15 protein-coding genes and 1 pseudogene are annotated in these 19,515 nt (G+C 60.9%); 2 read left to right on the plus strand and 14 right to left on the minus strand.

Going from position 1 to position 19,515, the window contains the following annotated elements; all coding sequences use genetic code 11:
• Positions 1–36: 36 nt before the first annotated feature.
• From LDP01_RS09850 to LDP01_RS09875, 6 genes are all read right to left on the minus strand, one after another.
• Positions 37–711 (minus strand): DUF1961 family protein, encoded by a 675-nt coding sequence (locus tag LDP01_RS09850; protein WP_224088783.1) that lies wholly within the window; start codon positions 709–711, stop codon positions 37–39.
• Entirely contained in the window at positions 708–1,379 is a 672-nt protein-coding gene (locus LDP01_RS09855; RefSeq protein WP_224088784.1) for a rhamnogalacturonan acetylesterase, read from the minus strand. Before LDP01_RS09855 ends, LDP01_RS09850 begins: the two co-directional genes overlap by 4 nt.
• 24 nt (positions 1,380–1,403) lie before the next feature.
• Positions 1,404–2,276, minus strand: coding sequence for a carbohydrate ABC transporter permease (locus LDP01_RS09860; protein WP_224088785.1), 873 nt, complete (start codon positions 2,274–2,276; stop codon positions 1,404–1,406).
• On the minus strand, positions 2,276–3,250 hold the full coding sequence (locus tag LDP01_RS09865) for an ABC transporter permease (protein ID WP_224088786.1): 975 nt from the start codon (positions 3,248–3,250) through the stop codon (positions 2,276–2,278). The genes LDP01_RS09860 and LDP01_RS09865 overlap by 1 nt, the downstream gene beginning before the upstream one ends.
• The gene (locus LDP01_RS09870) at positions 3,247–4,791 is read right to left on the minus strand and encodes an extracellular solute-binding protein (RefSeq protein WP_224088788.1); all 1,545 of its coding nucleotides are present in this window, start codon (positions 4,789–4,791) and stop codon (positions 3,247–3,249) included. The genes LDP01_RS09865 and LDP01_RS09870 overlap by 4 nt, the downstream gene beginning before the upstream one ends.
• Positions 4,792–4,903: 112 nt before the next feature.
• A complete protein-coding gene (locus LDP01_RS09875; RefSeq protein ID WP_224088789.1) occupies positions 4,904–5,710 on the minus strand; it encodes a YesL family protein in 807 nt (268 codons plus the stop codon).
• A 334-nt stretch (positions 5,711–6,044) separates the two neighbouring features.
• Between LDP01_RS09875 and LDP01_RS09880 the strand changes: the two genes are divergently transcribed.
• Positions 6,045–8,078 (plus strand): DUF6807 family protein, encoded by a 2,034-nt coding sequence (locus LDP01_RS09880; RefSeq protein ID WP_224088791.1) that lies wholly within the window; start codon positions 6,045–6,047, stop codon positions 8,076–8,078.
• 24 nt (positions 8,079–8,102) lie between these two features.
• Here the strand turns inward: LDP01_RS09880 and LDP01_RS09885 are convergent, their stop codons facing one another.
• The 5 genes from LDP01_RS09885 to LDP01_RS09905 are packed head-to-tail and all read right to left on the minus strand — an operon-like array spanning position 8,103 to position 13,345.
• A complete protein-coding gene (locus LDP01_RS09885) occupies positions 8,103–9,422 on the minus strand; it encodes an MFS transporter (protein WP_527249043.1) in 1,320 nt (439 codons plus the stop codon).
• Between the two features lie 47 nt (positions 9,423–9,469).
• Complete coding sequence (locus LDP01_RS09890; protein ID WP_224088793.1) at positions 9,470–10,117, minus strand: Poxvirus protein I5; 648 nt, start codon at positions 10,115–10,117, stop codon at positions 9,470–9,472.
• A gap of 25 nt (positions 10,118–10,142) precedes the next feature.
• Positions 10,143–11,060 carry a carbohydrate ABC transporter permease gene (locus LDP01_RS09895; RefSeq protein WP_224088795.1) on the minus strand — a complete coding sequence of 306 codons (918 nt, stop codon included), beginning with the start codon at positions 11,058–11,060 and terminating at the stop codon, positions 10,143–10,145.
• On the minus strand, positions 11,057–12,010 hold the full coding sequence (locus LDP01_RS09900) for a carbohydrate ABC transporter permease (protein WP_224088797.1): 954 nt from the start codon (positions 12,008–12,010) through the stop codon (positions 11,057–11,059). The genes LDP01_RS09895 and LDP01_RS09900 overlap by 4 nt, the downstream gene beginning before the upstream one ends.
• Before the next feature lie 48 nt (positions 12,011–12,058).
• Positions 12,059–13,345, minus strand: coding sequence for an ABC transporter substrate-binding protein (locus tag LDP01_RS09905; RefSeq protein ID WP_224088799.1), 1,287 nt, complete (start codon positions 13,343–13,345; stop codon positions 12,059–12,061).
• A gap of 197 nt (positions 13,346–13,542) precedes the next feature.
• Here LDP01_RS09905 and LDP01_RS09910 point away from each other — a divergent pair, with 197 nt between their 5' ends.
• On the plus strand, positions 13,543–15,597 hold the full coding sequence (locus LDP01_RS09910; protein ID WP_224088801.1) for a beta-galactosidase: 2,055 nt from the start codon (positions 13,543–13,545) through the stop codon (positions 15,595–15,597).
• A gap of 167 nt (positions 15,598–15,764) precedes the next feature.
• On the opposite strand, the pseudogene LDP01_RS09915 reads toward LDP01_RS09910, so the two are convergent.
• The 3 genes and pseudogenes from LDP01_RS09915 to LDP01_RS09925 form a co-directional block, all read right to left on the minus strand.
• Positions 15,765–17,142, minus strand: a pseudogene (locus LDP01_RS09915) (ABC transporter substrate-binding protein).
• A gap of 155 nt (positions 17,143–17,297) precedes the next feature.
• Positions 17,298–18,230 carry a carbohydrate ABC transporter permease gene (locus LDP01_RS09920; RefSeq protein WP_224088802.1) on the minus strand — a complete coding sequence of 311 codons (933 nt, stop codon included), beginning with the start codon at positions 18,228–18,230 and terminating at the stop codon, positions 17,298–17,300.
• A complete protein-coding gene (locus tag LDP01_RS09925) occupies positions 18,223–19,167 on the minus strand; it encodes a carbohydrate ABC transporter permease (protein WP_223934407.1) in 945 nt (314 codons plus the stop codon). Before LDP01_RS09925 ends, LDP01_RS09920 begins: the two co-directional genes overlap by 8 nt.
• Between the last annotated feature and the right edge of the window lie 348 nt (positions 19,168–19,515).

Here is a 19,515-nt window from a genome sequence, read left to right on the forward strand (position 1 = left end):
TCATAGGGTTGTGTCGCCGGTCACCAGGACGGGGACTTACAAGGGAGTGATCAAGAGGTTTCGGTAAGCCGCCCGCAGAGGGGCCATTTGGCGGATTCCAAAGTAGCCGCTGCCCAGGAGTTCCTGGCTGGTGTCCACCCAGTCGAAGAGGGGCAAATCATTAATCGAAAAGGCCACACGGGGACCAGCTTTGATGACTTCCATCCGATAAAAGCCGCCTGCATCTTCAGCTGGAGGAAGCGGGTCCGCTCCCTGCGCTACAAGTTCGAAGCCGGCACTTTTGCGCAGGTTGCACGTCCTGAAGGCACGCTCCGCGGCGTATTTGTGGCGGAAGTAGGAGATGTGGAGCGCATCAATATCCCCCGAGTGGTACTGCGGATAGTACCCGGTCCGCGGTGCCAGCGAAGCGGAGAACAGATCCTTGCCATCGTGCCCCCGCGCGGAGAAGAACACCATGGCCAGGCCTGGTTCCTCAAGCGGAAGGAACTCCCATCCGATCCGGACATGGTCCGGGATTTCCTCAGGGCACCAGAGGGTCCAGTGGGCATGGTCTCCGTGTTCCTCTGGGTCAAGGGAGCCCGACAGAACCAGCGCGCTGGTTCCGTCGCCACCCAAATCCGGGCCGCCGTCGTACACTCCGAACTGGACCGGCCCTTCGGCGACCCAACCAGCGATATCCGAAGGACCCCGCAAGGGGTTGGAGTAGATCAAGCGCCCACTCCAGCTTTGAGGGTGGCGGCCAACCCATAGCCGAGCGCTTCGAGCTGCTCCGCGACGTACACCGCAATCCGGCGCGCACCCGTCTCATGGAAGTGCGTGTTGTCCTCAAGGCCGCCAGCCCAGTGCGCATGCTGGCCGGGAGCGAAGTGGAAGAACAACTCCTTGGACCCCTCCTCCCCCAGTTCCTGGTACAGCGCGCAGGTCCACTGGTTGAGGTCGATGACGTCCAGCCCCAGCTCCATTCCAAGTTCACGCACGACGGCGGGATAGTCACCCAGCGTCTGCTGCAGCGTTCCATCCAGGAAGTTCCGGCGCTCGACCGGTGTACACAGAATGGGAATGCCGCCCTTGGAACGGACATCGGCCACCATCCGCTTCAGGTTCTCCGTGTAGCCCGTTCGGGCAGCGAGGTGCCCGCGCTTTTGGTCGTTGTGCCCGAACTGGATCAGCACGAGGTCGCCCTTAACGGTCTGGTCCAGCAGCTGATACCAGAGGCCTTCATCGCGGAACGACTCCGTGGTGGCACCGCCCTTGGCATAGTTGTGCACCGCAGCCCACCAATAGGTTTCGGGCGCGAGGTGGGCTCCCCAACCGCTCATCGGGTATTCGTAGCTGGGGCAGGCTGCCACAGTGGAGTCGCCCGCGAGGAGGATTTTCATGATTTTCCTTTCATCAAGGAGCTGCTACCCCTTAACCGAACCGATCAGCATTCCCTTGGCAAAGTGCTTCTGCAGGAACGGGTAGAAGATAAGGATGGGCAGGGTTGCCACCACGATCACGGCAAACTTGATGCCTTGCTCGGGCGGAATGTATGACGGATCCACATTGCCGGTGCCAAGGAGATCCGAGGCGGCGGTGACCTGGCGCAGGTACATCTGAAGCGTCCACATGTTGTTGTCGCTGAGGTACAAAAGCGGGGACATGAAGTCGTTCCAAATACCCACCGCGTAAAACAGCGCAAACGTGGCCAACACCGGCTTGGACAGCGGCAGCAGGATCCGCCAGAGGATTCCGATCTCCGTCGCGCCGTCCATCTTGGCCGATTCCTCGAGCTCCGCGGGGAGTTCCTGGAAGAAGTTCTTGATGATGATCAGGCTGAACGGGTTGATGGCCGCAGGCAGGATGAGCGCCCAGTAGCTGTTCAGCAGGCCCAGGTCCTTCACCAGCAGGAACGTTGGAATCATGCCGCCTGAGAAGACCATGGCAAAAACCACCAGGGACAGGATCAGTTTCCGGCCCCGAAGTCCACGTTTGGCCAGCGGGTAGGCCATGGTGACCGTGAGGACCAGTTGCACCAGCGTCCCAACCAGCGTGACCAGCACGGTGGTTATCAGGGCTTTGGTAAATGCCGGCGTGGAGAAGATGTACTCATACGCCCCCAGCGTGAATTGCTCCGGCCAGACGAAGAACGCCCGTCGGGTGATCTCTGCTTCGTTGGCGAAGGATCCTGCCAGGACGTAGACGAAAGGCAACAGCGTGATGATGCCGATCAGGGACAGGAAGACGTAGTTGGCGGCATCGAAAATCCGCCCGCCGCGCGTGTTGTGAATCTTCATTAGAAAAGTCCGCTCTGGTTGAACCGCTTGGACAGCCAGTTGGTGCCGAAGATCAGTACGATGCCCACCAAAGACTTGAAAAGCCCGACGGCGGTGCTGTAGCTGTAGGCGCCTTGGGTGATGCCTACGAAGTACACGTAGGTATCGAAGACGTCGGCCACGCTGCGGTTGAGTGCGTTGGTCATGAGGTAGATCTGCTCGAAGCCGGTGTTGAGCATCTGCCCTATGGCCAGGATCAACATCACGATGATGGTGGACCGAATGCCGGGCAAGGTGATGTGCCAGACGCGCCGGAACCTGCCGGCGCCGTCGATAATCGCGGCCTCGTACTGGTCCTGGTCCACGGTAGCCAGTGCCGCCAGGAAGATGATTGTTCCCCAACCGGTGTTCTTCCAGATTTCCTGGAGCACGATCAGCGGCCGGAACCAGTTCGGATCGGACAGGATGTCCACGTTGGTGCCGAACAACCCGTTGACGAACTGGAACAACGGCCCGATGTCCAGTGCGAAGAGCAGGAAGCTCAGGGACGCCACGATGGTCCAGGACAGAAAGTGCGGGATGTAGACGAGTGTCTGGACGGTTCGCTTCAGCACCGAGAGCCGGACCTCGTTAAGCAGCAATGCCAGGACGATGGTCAGCGGGAAGGCGATCCCCAGGTTCAGGAAAGCCAGGATCAGTGTGTTGCCCAGCAACCGCGGAAAGTCCGGGTTGGCGAAGAAATCGGTGAAGTTCGTCAATCCCACCCATGGACTGCCGTTGACGCCCAGGAACGGAACGTAGTCCTTGAAGGCGATGGACACCCCGTACATGGGACCGTACCGGAACACTGCGAAGTACAGGACGCCGGGCAGGAGGAGAAGATACAACCATTTGTAATGTGCAAAGTGGACTGCAAAGCTGCGTCGCCGCGCCGGGGCGGGCGGCACGCTGGCCGCCCGCTCCGGGGCCTTGGCTTCGACGACCGGGGCGGTCACTTCCTGGTGTCCTGCCACAGCTTGTTTATTTCTTCTTTGACCTTGTGACCGCCGCTGGTGTTCCACAGCTTGATGGCATCCTTTAAGCCCTGCTCGTCCAACTGCCCGGCCAGGTACTTGATGCGGGCATCGGCCACAATGTTGTCCAGTTGCGCGCCCTTGGCTACATACGTGGGGGAAACGAAGGCCGCGGCCGGGTTGTATACGGCACTCTTGAGGTCGTTTGCCATCACTGCAACGCGATCGTCAAAGACTTTCTGCTCGTACTCGGACGCCTGCTTCACCGGGTAGAAGTTGTTCCCCGTGACGTTGGTTCCAAGTTGCGCGTAGCTCTTGATGTCGGTGTTGACTACCTTGCCCTCCGGCGTTTCCGGCTTGATGGTGGCGGCGAGGCCGTCCTCAACCGTGAAGTTGACCCCCTCGATGCCGTTGTTGAGAAGCACTGCAACTTCTTTGCTGTTGAGTTTGTCCAGGAATGTCAGGACGTTCTTCAGGTCGGCTTCGGTTTTGACGCTGGACTTGGGGATGGCCAGGAAGCCGGAGTAGCCGTCGGTCGGGTGGGCGTGCAGTTCACCGTCCGGGCCCTTAAGGCTGCCCACGAAGCCCACTTTGTTCTGGAAGTCACTCGGGTTGGCCTGCTTGAAAAGGTTGATCAGTACGCTGACCCGGGAGTCGACGTCGACAATAATGCCGCCCTTGCCGTTGAAGAAGGGTTCATTCCATTTGGTGGGATCGAAGGTGGCGAAGTCGGGGTTGATGAGCTTCTCGTCCACCATCTTCTTGATGAAGCGATCAGCCTGCAGGAATTCCTCGGTTTCGAAGCTCGGCACCAGCTTGCCGTCCCGCTCGGTCCAGCGGTTTCCGGCGCCGAACCAGGTCTCGATCATGTCGTAGGGGCTGTTGGTGCCCAGGGCGCCCCATTTGGGAATCGTGATGCCGTAGGTGTCGTTCTGGCCGTTGCCATCCGGATCCTGCTCGGTGAATGCCTTGGCCACTTTGTAGAGGTCTTCGGTGGTCTCCGGCACCTTCAGGCCCAGTTTGTCCAGCCAGTCCTGGCGGAACATCACGGCGGCGCGGATCGGATTACGAGCCCGGAAAACCCCGTAAACCTTGCCGTTGACGCTGGCGTTTTGCTGGACTTCGGGGAACGTGGTCTTCAGGTTCGGGTAGTCCTTCAGTTTTTCGGTGAGGTCCCAGAACGCCCCGGCTTCTGCGTTCTTCACGAAGCCCGGCGACTTGCCCTGGACCACCAGGACGTTCGGGATCTCGGAGGAGGCCAAGGTGATGTTCATCTTGTCCTCGTAGGAGGCGTTGGGCGCCCACGAGATGTTGATGTCCTTGCCCGTGAGCTCTTCAAGCTTCTTCTGCACGGCGCCGTCCGGCGTCGGCGGTTGCGCCTCCAGGAAGGGCGCCATGATCTTCACGGATGAGAGGTCCGACGCCGGCGCTTCGCCACCGCAGGCGGTCAGGGCCAAGGCGGCAGCGACGACGACGGCGGCCGCCAGCGTTGGCTTCTTACGGGACAGGACGTTGTTGGTCATTGCTGTTCCTTTTCCACTTCTTCGGGGTTGGTTGAGATCGAGGGTGTATCTGCGGAGTTGGCAGGAAAGCTCTTGAAACTCCACAGTGATGTTTCGTTTTGATACGTTTCATTCATGCCGGCGACCGGGGTGTCCAAGGAGCGGTGAAGGAGCATCCTGGTATCAACGGAAGGGCGGTTGCGTGGAGCCTCAGACAAGGTTGCCCTCCCGCCTGACGGCTGGGGCGGCAGTTGCCGGGCTTGCCGCTGCCGGGGTTGCCGCTGCCGGGGTTACGAGGACCTCGGCCCCGGGCCGCTTCGCCGGCGGCCATGGCATGGTCATTCGCAGCAAAGAAGCGATCGCACAGCCACCCGGTGACATAGAGCCACGCCCCGACCCCAAAGAACGGAATCAATCCGGGCACCGAACGGCAAACAAACACGGCGGCCGCAGTCACAAAAAGGAGAATGGCAGTACCGGCGAGGTGCCTCATGGCAAAGCGTGAGGACATCAGGAAGTACTGGGGCAACGGCAAGGTGTAGCGGGCAAACATCGGGAAGAGGTAGCAGCACGCCCCGGCAGCAACCAGGGCAGCGACGAAGATCGCGGCCGACGCTACTTGCGAGCCAAAGTCCCAGCCCGCCGAGAAATACCCCCAGTTCAGGACGAGCGCTACGCCGACCATGAGCACAGGCAAGCCAAGAGCATTCCCCTTGCCGAAGTTCTTGAAGTACTCGCGGGCGAAGCGGCGCACAAGCGGCGCGGCATCGCCGCGCACCTTCTCGCGAACCAGGATGTGAGCTGCCACAGTGCTGGGGCCACACCCAAGGACAACGCCACCCAGTACCATGAAAATGATCCACAGGATATTCAGGCATGCAATCCACAAGAGCGTGTCAAAGAGCGTGTAGGCCTTAAAGCCGAAGGCGGCAGACGCCATGGCATCCCCTCTCCATCGTTGCAGAAGAAGCCCGATCGGCTGGCAAGAAAAGTTGTTGCGAAGTGGCAGAACAACGAGTCATGCGAGCCGATCAGGGTAGCCCGGGTGGGCCGCGTCACAGTCAGTAAACGCTTTCCCGAAAATCTAGACGCATCCCCTCGCGAGAGTCAAGACAATTCTTGAATCGTTACATTCCAGCCAAATCCGCGCTACACTGGGCTCAGTCGGGTCTGGGAAAGCGCTTGCTAGGTGTAGCCTGAACCCGCTGGGACACTTCACGAATTACCTTGACGACGGCGTCATTGCCTCGTTGCAGCGCCAGCAGAGGAGAACCATGGACAAGCCGTCCGACGCGTCAGCCCTGAGCACCAAGACGCCCGGGAGCGCCCCGGCGAGAATAGCCCTGGTTGGTGTTCACGGCTTCGGAGCACACCATCTGGGCAACCTTGAGCGTCTTGGCCATTCGGGAATGGTGGACCTCGTCGCTGTGGCGGATCCCAACCCTCCGGCACCCGGCGCGTTGCCGGAGAACACCGCCATTCACGCCGACCTGGATGCCCTGTTGGCCAGTGGACACCAGCCAGACGTCATCATCGTGGCAACTCCCATCCAGACCCATGCGCCGCTGGCACTCGCAGTGCTAGCCTCCGCCGCGGACCTCTATCTGGAGAAACCCCCGGTCGCGTCCATGCAGGATTTCCGTCGACTTCAGGAAGCCGCCACCGCTGCCGGCCGCAGCGTCCAAATCGGTTTCCAAAGCCTCGGTTCACACGCCATCAAGGCACTTGAACGCCTGGCCAGCGGCGAAGCCACGGACGAACTCCCCGGTATTGGAACCCTCAAAGGAATCTCGGCTACCGGCCGATGGGTTCGGGACCGCGCCTACTACAAGCGGTCGCGATGGGCTGGAAAGCGCAGCCTGGACGGGGTGGACGTCGTGGACGGTGTGGCCACGAACCCGCTTGCCCACGCCATTGCCACGGCCTTGCGCATCGCCGGCGCCCGCACCGCAAACGACCTCGCTTCGGTGGACACCGACCTCTACCGCGCCAACGACATCGAAGCCGATGACACCTCGGTGATCCGGATGCGGACCGTGGACGGGTTGCCCATCACCTGCGCCCTGACGCTTTGCGCCGCCGAGTCCGTGGAACCTTACGTCACCCTCCACGGAACGGAAGGAACTGCCGTGTTCCACTACACGGAGGACCGTGTCACAGTACGCAACGGCGACGGCGAATCGACCCGCACCTTCGGCCGCGACGACCTCACCGAAAACCTGCTCCAGCACTTGTCGTCCGGATCGCCGCTCCTGAGCCCCTTGGATCACAGCGGCGCCTTCATGCGTGTCCTCGAGGCCATCCGCACCGCCGAGGCTCCCGCGCTCATTCCCCACACCAGTGTCGACTGGGTTGGCCAGGGCGATCAGGCCCACGCCGTCATCCCAGGCATCGAGGAAATCCTGGATCGTGCCACGCGCGCCCACGCCACCTTCAGCGAATTGGGCCTCCCTTGGGCCCGTCCGACCACCACGGGTGCGGAGCCTCTCTTCTCTTCAGGGAACAACCCTGCGGCCACCCTTCGCAGCGGAGCGGACCTCGAAACCGAGCTCTCGCCCCGGCCGTATCTCCACCCGGTCTCCACGTTGTCCGGCACAGTGGTGACCGATCACTTGCCGGCGGATCACGTTTGGCATCTCGGCGCGGGATTCGCCCTGCAGGACGTCAATGGCAGCAACTTCTGGGGCGGCCGAAGCTACCGCCGATCGGCTGGGAAGTATGTGGACCTCTTGGACCACGGCCGCATTGAAGCAGCGAAGATCACCCGTGAAGGCGACCGGACGACCCTTGAACTCGACTGGCTGGCCTCCGACGGCAGCTTGGTCCTCGAGGAGCGACGATCGTACCGGCGGACCGATGTTGACTCGCGCACTTGGCGCCTCGACATTGAGACGGAACTGCTCGCCGTCGTCGATGTTTCACTCGGCAGCCCCGGTTCGCATGGTGCCCCGGGCAGCGGCTACGGCGGCTTCTTCTGGCGTCTTCCTGTCAATGGCTCGCCCCGCGTCTTCTCCTCAACAGGTGACGGGGAGCCTGCCGTGCATGGTTCCGTTGCGCCGTGGCTGGCGTGGACGGGAGAGTTCGACGGCGGCCCTGCCACCCTGGTTTTTGCCGCGCCACCGGAATCGCCGGACCCATGGTTCGTCCGGTTGTCCGAATACCCGGCCGTCGGCTCGGCCCTCGCTTGGGACAAGGCCGTTGAGCTCCCAGCCGGATCCACCGTCAAGCGCACCAACTCCGTCTGGATCAGTGACGGAAGGCTGGGCGTGAAGGATATCGAAGACTTGGTTCGCCGAGATGCCATTTGATGGCAATGTTTTGCGTCTCAACTGTCATCTAATGCCGTCTCGCGAGCTAGCGCGCTTGCGCCACAGCAACAACCCGATCACCACAGCGGATATCATCCCCAGCGCACCGGTGACCAGCAATGCGGTACGCACGCCGAAATCTTCCGTGAGCCAGCCAGCGAGCAAGCCTCCCAAGGCATGCCCGCCCAGGAGAAGTGGAAAGTAGAGGGCCAAGACCCTGCCCCGCACGCTTGGGCCGGCTTCGAGTTGGACGCTGGTGGCCGCACTTGTGAGGAACATGAGCGTCATGAAGCCAACCACCACGAGCATGGCTGCGAACAATTCCTGAGTAGGCATGAGCGCGGCAAGGAACTGCGTGAACCCGAACAGTGCGGCACTACCCACGATCCCCTTGCGGCCCAAGTGCTTGATCCGGGGAGCCAGAAGAGCACCAGCCAAGGCTCCCAAGGCGCTGACCATATTGAAGAGCCCAAATCCGGCAGGACCGCTGTGCCACACACGGTCAGCGAACGCTGCAAGGACCACCGGACCGTTCATGCCGAACGCTCCCAGGAGCCCCGCCAACAGCATGATGAGCAAAAGCTGGGGCCTCGCCCTCACATACCTGAAGCCAGCCAGGATTTGTCCACGCCTGTCCCGCGGGAGAGCGTCGGGGTCGTGTGCGTGATGAAGCTCAGATGGCCGGATAATGGCGATCATCACCAAAACGGCCACCCCGATCCCCGCGTTCGTCGCAAACGCGGCGGCTGGGCCAGCCTGGGCAATGACGATGCCGGCCAGGGCGGGACCGAGCATGGCACCTAGTTGACCTATGGCACTGTTCAGGCCGATAGCCGCCGGCAGGCCGGCATCACCAACTACCTCGTTGACGAAGACTTGCCGGGCGGGCCCATCAATGGAGCTTGTAATTCCCAAAGCAACGCAGGAGCCATAGACAACCCACACATCCGTGCCGCCCATGGCATTCCAAACAGCTAGTCCAGCGGCCAGCAGTGCAGCCACAGACTGGCACACCATGAGGATTCGGCGCTTCGGAAAGAGGTCTACCAGCACGCCGCTGACAGGACCAACCACCAGCATGGGCAGGAATTGAAGTGCCACGGCCAACCCCACCGCGGCCGGGCTTCCAGTGAGCTGCAGGACAAGCCAATCCTGGGCGAGTCGTTGCATCCACACTCCGCCGCTGCCGACGAGCGAAAGCGTCACGAAGATCCGGTAATTGTGGTGGCGGAGTGGGTAGTGCCACGATTCGGTGGAGCGGGGCCTTGGGGGTATGGCGTCTTTGCCGGCGGAGTTCGAGGTCTGGTCAGAGGGACGGGGCGGTGGCAACGGACGCGGTGACACGGGGGTTGTCAGCTCGATTCAGCAGGTTGTCGGATGCACTCTCAGATTTAGGTGCGGTTGGCGGTCCTGATCCTGATGGCGGCGGCGGCCAGAATCAGCATGCCGGGCACGATCACGAAGAGCGCCTGAAGCATCCACACAAACAGCACCGCCATGAACACTGCTGCCAGCAGGAGGAGCGATCCACTCCAGTCGCGGACGGCATCAATCTTGGCTTCGGCGTAGGCCGCCTGCCAGCGCTGCGGCCCCGGGAGTTCGGCGGCATCGCCACTCCAGTTCACGCCCCCGCTCCAATTGGCAGCGATCCGCAGGAACAGCACCGCGCCCGCTGCGGCCAAAATCAACGTCGCCGGAAGGATGACTGCCCGGCCGGGCAGTTGACCAACCCAAGCGAGCAGCAGGTTCAGGACAATCACGACGGCGGCTGCCGCCGTCGTGATTCCCGTCCTCCAACTGCCGGGCAGCGCCCGGCGGAAATTGCTCCAAAGGCTGCGGAGGGAATCGTCCCTGCCGCTGAGATGCCGTTCCAGGTGGGCGACGCCGGCAGCATAGGCGGCCGGCGCCGTCACCATGGGAATCGACAGGAGAAGGACGATGACGCCCGCAAGGATGGTCTCGGAGAAGAGGGCAAAGCGGTTGACCGGAATGCCGGGCTTCTCCGCGTGGGAATTTCCTGTGGTGTCCATGACGCTCATTTGTTCTTCAGCCTTTCCGCGTCCGCTAGCCCTTGAGGCCCTGGGTTGAAACGCCTTCTACGATGTAGCGCTGGAAGACCAGGAAGAAGACCAGCACGGGCAGGAGCGCAAGAACGGACATGGCGATCATGGCACCGTAGTCCGAGCTCTGGGTCTGGTCCACGAAGAGGCGCAGCGCCAGGGGAAGCGGGTATTTTTCGGGGGTGTTCAGGTAGAGCAGCGGACCCAGGAAGTCGTTCCAGCTCCAGATAAAGGAGAAGATGGACGTCGAGATCAGTGCCGGCTTCATGAGCGGGAGCATGATCGAGCCGAAGATTCGGACGTGTCCGGCGCCGTCGATGCGGGCGGCCTCGTCCAGTTCGGCCGGGAGGCCACGCATGAACTGGACCATGAGGAAGACGAAGAACGCGTCCGCGGCGAGGAACTTGCCGATCAGCAGGGGCACGTAAGTGTCCACCAGGCCGAGCTGCTGGAACACGATGTACTGCGGGATGATCACCACGTGGAACGGGAGCAGCAAGGTGGCAATCATCATGCCGAAGAACAATCCACGGCCTGGGAAATTGATCCTGGCGAAGGCGTAGGCGGAGATGGACGCCGACAGGACAGTGCCCACCACGGCGCCGACGGCCAGAATCAGGGAGTTGGTGAAGAACGTCAGGGTGGACACCCCACCGATGCCGTCCATGGCCGTGACGAAGTTGTCGAAGCTGAAGTTGTTGGACCATAGCTGGGTGGTGGAACCACCGATTTCGGAGTTCGGTTTGAAGGACGAGGCCACCATCCAGAGCGCCGGGTAGAGGACCACCCCCACAAGCGCCAGCGCAACGATGTGGAAGATGATGCTTTTGATGCGCTTGGCGGTGCCCGACTCGGACTTCGGGTTGTAGGCCGGGGCCGCCGTGGAGGGCGTGGATTGGGTGGGCGTTGCCATGGTTGTCATTTTGAATCACCGCTGTAGTGGACCCAGGACTTGGAGGTCTTGAAGAAGATCAGCGTGATGATGCCGACCACGATCACCAGGAGCCAGGCCATAGCCGAGGCGTAGCCCATCCGGAAGTCGCTGAAACCGCGCAAGTACAGGTAGAGGGTGTAGAAGAGGGTGGAGCCTGCCGGGCCGCCTTCACCGTTGGAGATGATGTACGCCGAGGCGAAGATCTGGAACGCGTGGATGGTTTCCATGAGCAGGTTGAAGAAGATCACCGGGGAAAGCATCGGCCAGGTGATGTTGAAAAACTTACGGACCGGACCGGCGCCGTCCATCGAAGCCGCCTCGTAGAGGTCGGCAGGAATCTGCTTGAGCCCGGCCAGGAAAATCACCATCGGGGCGCCGAACTGCCACACCGTCAAGAGGATCATCATGGGCATCGTCATGGATGGATTGCCCACCCAGCCGCCGAGGTTGATCCCGAAGAAGGACAGGCCTTCATCCACAGGACCGGAATCGCCGAACATCGCCTTCCAGACAATAGCGATGGACACGGACGCGCCGATCAAGGACGGGGCATAGAACGCGGAGCGGTAGAAGCCCTGGCCCTTGCGCTTGCTGTTGAGAAGCATCGCGATCGCCAACGCCGCCGCCAGCTTCAAAGGGGTACCGAACACTACGTAGCTAAGAGTCACTCCCACTGACTGCAGGAAACGTTCGTCCTGGAAGAGCGTGGCGTAGTTGTCCAGGCCTATCCATTTGGGGGGATCGAAGAGGTTGTAGTTGGTAAAGGAAAGGTACAGCGAGGAAATCATCGGGCCCACGGTCAGGGCAATGAATCCGAGCAGCCAAGGAAGCAGGAAGGTGTAGCCGGCGCGGGCGTCCGCCCCTCGTCTCCGCGATGTACGCGGCTGCGAGGGAGCGGACGACTGGGAGCGCCTGCTCAGGGTTGGGGTTTGAGTCACGGGATCAGTCCGTCAGTTGGGAAGCCTGGATCAGACACAAAAGTCTGCTCAGGCATTCTGCTTGATAAGGTCTTCGGCTTCCTTGAACCACGCATCTGCAGCGGCGTCGATGGTGAGTTTGCCGTAATTGAGCTCGGAGCTGACGCGCTTGAAAGAGGATTCAAGCGTGCCGAAACCGACGATGGGCGGCTGCGGAGCGTCCTTGAGGTACTTTTCGATGGACTTTTCGTAGTCCACAACCAGCTTGTCTGTGCCTTCGAAGGTGGTTCCGTCGCGCTGGGTCTTGGACGCCGGAACACCGCGGGAGGTCTTGAAGATCTGGCCTACCTCAGGGTCGTTGACCATGAAGTCGATGAAACGGGCAGCAGCATCCTTGTATTTGGTCTTGGCGCTGGCCACCATCAGCATTGACGGCTTGAGGAAGAGTCCCAGGTTGTCGGGGTTGTCCGACGGAACCGGCACCAGCTTCAGTTCCTTGGCGCCGCTATCGCCGAGGTAACCGGCCATGAAGTTGTCCCACGTGGCTTCCGTGGCAGTGACGTTTGAGCCGAACGGGGACTTCGGCAGCAGCTGCGTCGTTTTGTCTTCGCCCACTAACGCCGGGGTTCCGCGAAGCTGGGCGGTAGTGTTCCACCACTTCTTGAGGTCGTCCTTGGAGAACCCGAGCTTGCCTTCATCCGTAAAGGCCTGAATGTTGTTTTGGCGCAGCCAGATGTTGAACATCCACCAAACACCGGTGTAGTCGGTGCCGCCGAACAATGTTCCGTTGCCCTTCTGCCCCACCTCGGCAAGGAAAGAGTTGAACTCCTTGTAGTTCCACGTTCCATCAGGCTCAGCGATGCCCATGGCCTTGAGCTTGGCGGGGTCGTAGTAGACCGCGAAGGCGTTGGTGCTGGTGGGGATACCGTACGTCTTGCCACGGATCTGGCCCGAGGGCAGTAGTGACCTGTCGAAGGCGTCCGTGTTAATCTTCACGGTGCCCAGGTCCAGTAGCTGGTTGCGCTGGCCGTAGTCGCGCAGGTAGGACAAATCCCACTGCATGACGTCCGGCAAGCCACCACCGGCAGCTTCAGTGGCGCGCTTCTGCCAGTATCCGGCGAAGTCGGTGAAATTGCCGTTGACCTTGATGTCAGGGTTCTTGGATTCGAACAGTGCGATGGCCTTGCGGGTGCGCTCAGCACGGTCGTCGTTGCCCCACCAGGTGTACGTGATGGTCACGGGGTTCTCGGCAGAACCCGCTTTGCTGGACGACGAAGACTGGCCGCAGGCGGACAGGAATGCCGCGGATGCAGTGCCAAGGGCCACCGTGGTGAGGAAATTCCTTCTGTTGATCATGAGAGCCTCCTTGCTCAGTTGGTGCAAGCCTTTTCGGTTCCCCACCAAGGAGAGTGACCTCGCTTACACTCGTTCTGAATCGATACAATATCCCCAATCGCGAATCTGGGCAAGCGTTTTCCAAGATCCTCGCCTAACCTGATAGCAGCCAAGCCCCACAGTTATCCCGCACAGCCGAACCTGACCAAGGAGTCCCCTTGTCCTCCCCTGAACTCTCCCGAGGCACATCCGAAAGCCCGTCCGGAGCATCGTCCATATGGAACAGCATCAATGGCCTGGCCTACGGCGGCGACTACAACCCTGAGCAATGGCCAGAAGACGTCCGCCGTGAAGATATCGAGCTCATGAAGGAGGCGGGGGTCAATTTCCTGAGCGTCGCCATCTTCTCCTGGGGCCTGCTGGAACCGGTAGAAGGCCAGTACGATTTCGGCTGGCTGGACGACGTCCTGGACAACCTCCACGAAGCCGGCATCAAGGTGGCATTGGCTACGGCTACCGCGTCACCGCCAGCCTGGCTGGCCAGGAAACACCCCGAAATCCTTCCCGTGACAGCGGAAGGAACAAGGCTGGAACGCGGCTCGCGACGTCACTACACGCCGTCGTCCTCGGTGTACCGCAGGTACGCAACCACGATGACGAGGGTCATCGCCGAACGCTACAAGAACCACCCTGCGCTGGCATTGTGGCATGTGGACAATGAGCTCGGCTGCCATGTTGGCGAGTTCTACGGCGAAGAAGACGCTGCCGCATTCCGGGTCTGGCTGGAACGCCGGTACGGATCCATCGAGGCCCTCAACGAGGCATGGGGAACCGCGTTCTGGTCCCAGCACTACGCCTCATTCGAGGAAATCATCCCGCCCGGCGCCGCACCCACCACGCTCAACCCGGGACAGCAACTGGACTTTGCACGCTTCAACTCGTGGGCGTTCATCGATTACTACCGCGCCCTGCTGGCAGTAATCCGCGAATTTACACCGAACGTCCCGGCCACCACCAACTTCATGGTTTCCAGTGCCACCAAAACCTTGGACTACTTCGATTGGTCCAAGGACATGGATGTGATCGCGAACGACCATTACCTGGTGGCTGCCGATCCTGAACGGGAAATCGAACTTGCCTTCAGCGCTGACCTCACGCGCGCCGTGGCCGGGGGCGAACCGTGGATCCTGATGGAACACTCCACATCGGCGGTCAACTGGCAGCCCCATAACCAGCCAAAGATGCCCGGGGAAATGCTCCGCAACTCCCTGGCCCATGTGGCCCGCGGCGCCGACGCCGTCATGTTCTTCCAATGGCGCCAGAGCAAGGCTGGATCTGAAAAATTCCACTCAGCCATGGTTCCGCACGGCGGTCGCGACACACAGGTCTGGCGCGATGTGGTGGAGCTCGGCCAAGCCCTCTCCAAGGTGGAATCCGTGAAGGGTTCCCGCGTGGAATCGCGCGTTGCCTTCGTCTTTGACTACGAAGCATGGTGGGCCTCCGAGCTGGACTCGCACCCAAGCCAGGACCTGAAGTACCTGGAAACCATGCGTGCTTTCCACCGCTCGCTGTACCTGCGTGGTGTCAGTACAGACTTCGCCCACCCCTCTGCCGACCTCTCCGGCTACGATCTCATTCTGGTCTGCACCCTCTACGCCGTGACGGATGCCGCGGCCGCCTCTATCGCTGCCGCAGCGGAGGGCGGCGCAACGGTCCTCATCAGCTACTTCAGCGGCATCGTGGACGAGCAGGACCACGTTCGGCTGGGTGGCTACCCTGGCGCTTTCCGCGAATTACTGGGTATCCGAACCGAGGAATTCCATCCGCTCTTCCCCGGCAGCACAGTCACCCTCAGCGATGGAACACTTGGTTCCTTGTGGAGCGAACACGTTCACGTGGCTGAATCTGACGGCCGGCCAGCCGAGGTCCTGGCTACCTTTACGGACTACCCGCTCGACGGCGTTCCCGCCCTCACGCGCAGACCCACCGGGGCGGGGGCGGCTTGGTACCTTGCGACACTACCCGACGCCGACGGCATCGATTCGCTGACTGCCCGCCTGCTGGAGGAAGCTGGGGTGACGGCCGTTGCCGAGGCTTCTGCCGGCGTCGAACTCACACGGCGGCGATCCGCGGATGGCAGCAGTTTCCTCTTCGCCATCAACCACAGCCGGGAGGAAGTGACTGTGAAGGCCGACGGCGACGAGCTGCTGAGCGGAGCGCGCTTCACCGGCGTGGTCCCCGCCGGAGCTGTGGCAGTTATCGCGGAAGACTAGCCCAACCAAGTAGCAGCAGTGCGCGTTTTGAGCCTTCTAAACGCGCACAAATGCGACTCAGTTGGGTGCGCGCGCGCAAAAACCGCGCCCCGGACGGATCACGAATGATTCGCCCGGGACGCGGTTCTCTTGGTGCGGTGGTTCTCTTGGTCCGGTGCCGCCGGAAGCTAGGCTCCGATGGCGGACTTCATTTCGTCCACGGCCTTCTTGCCGGCTTCCTCGGTGGAGAGCCTATTGAACAGGACTTCCGAGGAGTAGCGCTTGATGATTTCCTGGATGGCACCTGCACCCTTGGGCGGCGCAGCCGGAGCTTCACCGAGCTCGGGCTGGATGTCACTGATGAAGTTGACCACCTTGGTGTCCGCCGGGGCCAGCTTGGGAGCGATTGCTTCGCGGACGTCCGAGTTGGGGTAGACGCCCCGGTCAGCCAGCAGTATTTCGCCGGCCCTTGACGTTGTTCGTCAGGAAGTCGATGAACTTGGCCGTCTCTTCAGGGTGCTTGGTCCTGGAGGATGCAGACCAGAACTGGGAGGCCTTGTACCAAAGCTGGGTATCAGCGGCTTTGCCCGTCTTGGACGGGAAACGGAGGATTTGCAGCTCCCCGCCCGCAGCTTTCTCGAGCGCCGGCAACTGGTTGGACCACCAGAAGGCCATGCCGTTCTTGCCCGTTGCCAGGCCGCTCTGGTCCAGCGGCGCAGCTTCGGCTTCAACTATCTCCGATGCCGACGGAACGGCCTTCTTCTCGCTCATATCCTTCAGGAAGTCCCAGTAACCTGCGATGTCCGAGGGTTCGAAGCCAAGCTTGCCGTCCTGCGTGTACAGCGACTTGCCATTCTGGCGTAGCCACACACCCAGGGACGCCTCGTCGGTACCGTATGCAGCAGCCCCGTAGGTTCCCTTCGGCGACTTGCTGGTGACCTCAGCAGCGATGCGCTCGAAGTCTTCCCACGTCCAGGTCTTGTCATCCGGGAGTGCAACGCCGGCAGCCTTGAAGACCGCCGGATTGGCCAGGATCGTGGCAGCGTTGATGCCTGCCGCAATACCGGTGAGCCCCTTTGCGCCCTTGCCTGCGTTCAGTGCCGCTTCGTCCAGCTTGGAGGTGTCGATGTCGTACTTGGAGAGGTCCAGCAGCGCGCCGCGGGTGGAGTACTCGGTGATGTACTTTTCGTCCATCTGGATGATGTCCGGAGCATCGTTGGCAGCAACTTGCGTTGCCAGCTTGTCCCAGTAGCCGCTCCAGTCTCCATACTCGGCCTTGACCTTGATGTTGGGGTTCTCGGCTTCAAAAGCTGCAATGGCTGCCTGCGTCAATTGCGCACGCTTGTCGCCACCCCACCAGGAAAAGCGGAGCTCCACCTTGCCGTCGGCACTCTTTTGTTCTGCGCCACCGCCGCAAGCGCTAAGCGCCAGAACGGCAGCAGCTGTGGCAGCGATAATGGCGGAGGCGCGAAGCCGCCGCCTGGACCGCTTGCCCTTCGGTTCCGATGCCCGGGCCTTGGAAGCACCTTCGGGGGCGACTGCTTCACCCTTTGGAAATACCGGCACTGTTGTCTCCGATCCTCGTTGATCTTGATGCGAACTGAGAAAGCGTTTTCTTGCGTGGTTTTTATGGTACAAGTCACAATCTTGTATGACAAGATCCCAGCTTGTATTACTTGTCGGGGCGAAAGCCCCGGACTTCCATTGAGTACGGCAAGGTCCTACTTGATGCCGGTAGTTGCGATGCCCTTGATCAGGAACCGCTGGCCGAACAGGAAGACAAGGAACACCGGGAACAAGGACACGATGGACATCGCGAAGAGTGAGCCCCAGCTTGTAGCGGACTGCGAGTCAACGAAAGCGCGAAGCGCTACGGGGACAGTGAACATGTCCGGATCCGTGAGGTAGATGAGAGCACCGAAGAAGTCGTTCCAGGTCCAGATGAAGGTGAAGATCGTGGTGGTGGCGAGGGCCGGAACCATGAGGGGAAGTATGACGCGGAGGAAAATCCTCGGGTGGCCGGCGCCGTCAATGCGGGCAGCCTCATCCAGTTCCTTCGGAATGCCACGAATGAACTGCACCATGAGGAACACAAAGAACGCGTCCGTGGCCAGGAGCTTCGGCACAATCAGCGGCCAGAACGTGTTCACCCAACCGATCTGCGAAAACAGGATGTACTGCGGCACGATCACGACGTGGAACGGCAGCATGATGGTCAGCAGCATGATTCCGAAGAACAGCTTTTTGCCACTGAACTGAAGCCGGGCGAAGGCATAGGCGGCCATGGAGCACGAGATCAGGTTTCCGACGATCGAGCCGAGTACGACGATCGCAGAGTTGATCATGTAATGCCCGAACGGGTGCGTCAGCGCAGACCAGCCATCGGTGTAGTTGCTCATTTCCAGGTTGTTCAGCCAAAGGCCCGGCTCGCGGAAAATGAGGTCGTTGGGCCGCAGCGAGGAAACAACCATCCACAGCAGCGGATAGATCATGATCCCGCCAACGAGGATCAGGATGGCGTGCTTGATGAGTCCCTTGATGCGGGCGTTCCGGCTGAAGGCCAGGTTTCCTGGCGATTCGCGGCGGCGCGGGCTTTTACTGGGCTTGCTGCTTTGGTCCTCAGCTGCGGCCGGGAGGGTCTGGATTTTAGTCATCGTAGAACACCCAATACTTTGAAGCGATGAAGTTGATGGCAGTGAAGACGCCGATAATGACCAGAAGGAACCAGGCCATCGCCGAGGCGTAGCCCATATCGAACTGGCCGAAGCCCTTCTGGTACAGATACAGCGTGAAGAACATGGTGGAGTCGGACGGTCCGCCGTTTCCGCCGGAGACGATAAATGCCTGCGTGAACGACTGGAACGAACCAATGATTTGCAGCACCAGGTTGAAGAAGATGATGGGGCTCAGCATGGGCAGCGTGATGCGCCAGAACTTCTGCAAGGTGGTGGCGCCGTCAACTTCGGCGGCCTCGTAGTACATGTTCGGGATCTGGCGCAGGCCCGCCAGGAAGATGATCATCGGGCTGCCGAACGTCCAGACATGCAGCAGGATGATGGAGCCGAGCGCCGTGTTTGGATCCGAGATCCATCCAGGCCCCTGGATGCCGATCATGGCAAGGACCTGGTTCACAAGGCCGGTGGTGCCGAAGATCTGCTTCCAAAGAATCGCAACAGCCACAGATCCGCCCAGGAGGGACGGCAAATAGAAGATGGAACGGTAGAACGGAAGGCCGCGAAGCCCTTTGTCCAGGACCAGGGCGATGACAAGGGCCACAGCCAGTTGGAGCGGCACGCCTACCAACACGTAGGTGAAAGTAACCCGCAAGGAGTTATGGAGGCGGGCATCGCCGAACATGCGGACGAAGTTGTCGATTCCCACCCACTGCGGTGGTTGCAGAAGGTTGTAGTCCGTGAAGGACAGGTACAACGACATCAGCATCGGACCCACGGTGATGACCACGAGGCCGATCAGCCACGGAAGCAGGAAAACATAGGCGGCCTTGTTGTCGCGGCCGTTCGCCTTCTTCTCTTCCTTGGTCATGGGCCCCTTGCGGCGTGTCATGGTGGAGAGTTCGCCGATGGCGCTCATCGCTTCCCTCCAGCCTGACCGCGAACGCCTTTCGGCGTCCCCGTGTGTTCATATGCGGCCATGTGGTCTCCTTTGGTCATCGTGGCCATCCACGGAGTACGAGTGTGGTTGATGCTTGCCTTCCGGGACGCCGCCATTCTCCTGGCGGTACCCCTTGACTCGCCGGGATGTGCATCCTGGTGATCAGCGGCTCCGTACCAAAGTAAACGCTTTCTTGACCCATGTACAGCCTTTTGCTAATTTTTGAGAAAGCGTTTTCTGAGGAAGTCGCCCATACCTGGTTTACACACGCCGAAGAAGCCCGGCGTGTGCTTTCGCACATCATCCGCACCAAAAAGGCAGGACACC

It is taken from the genome of Arthrobacter sp. StoSoilB13 (assembly GCF_019977255.1).
Lineage (GTDB): Bacteria > Actinomycetota > Actinomycetes > Actinomycetales > Micrococcaceae > Arthrobacter.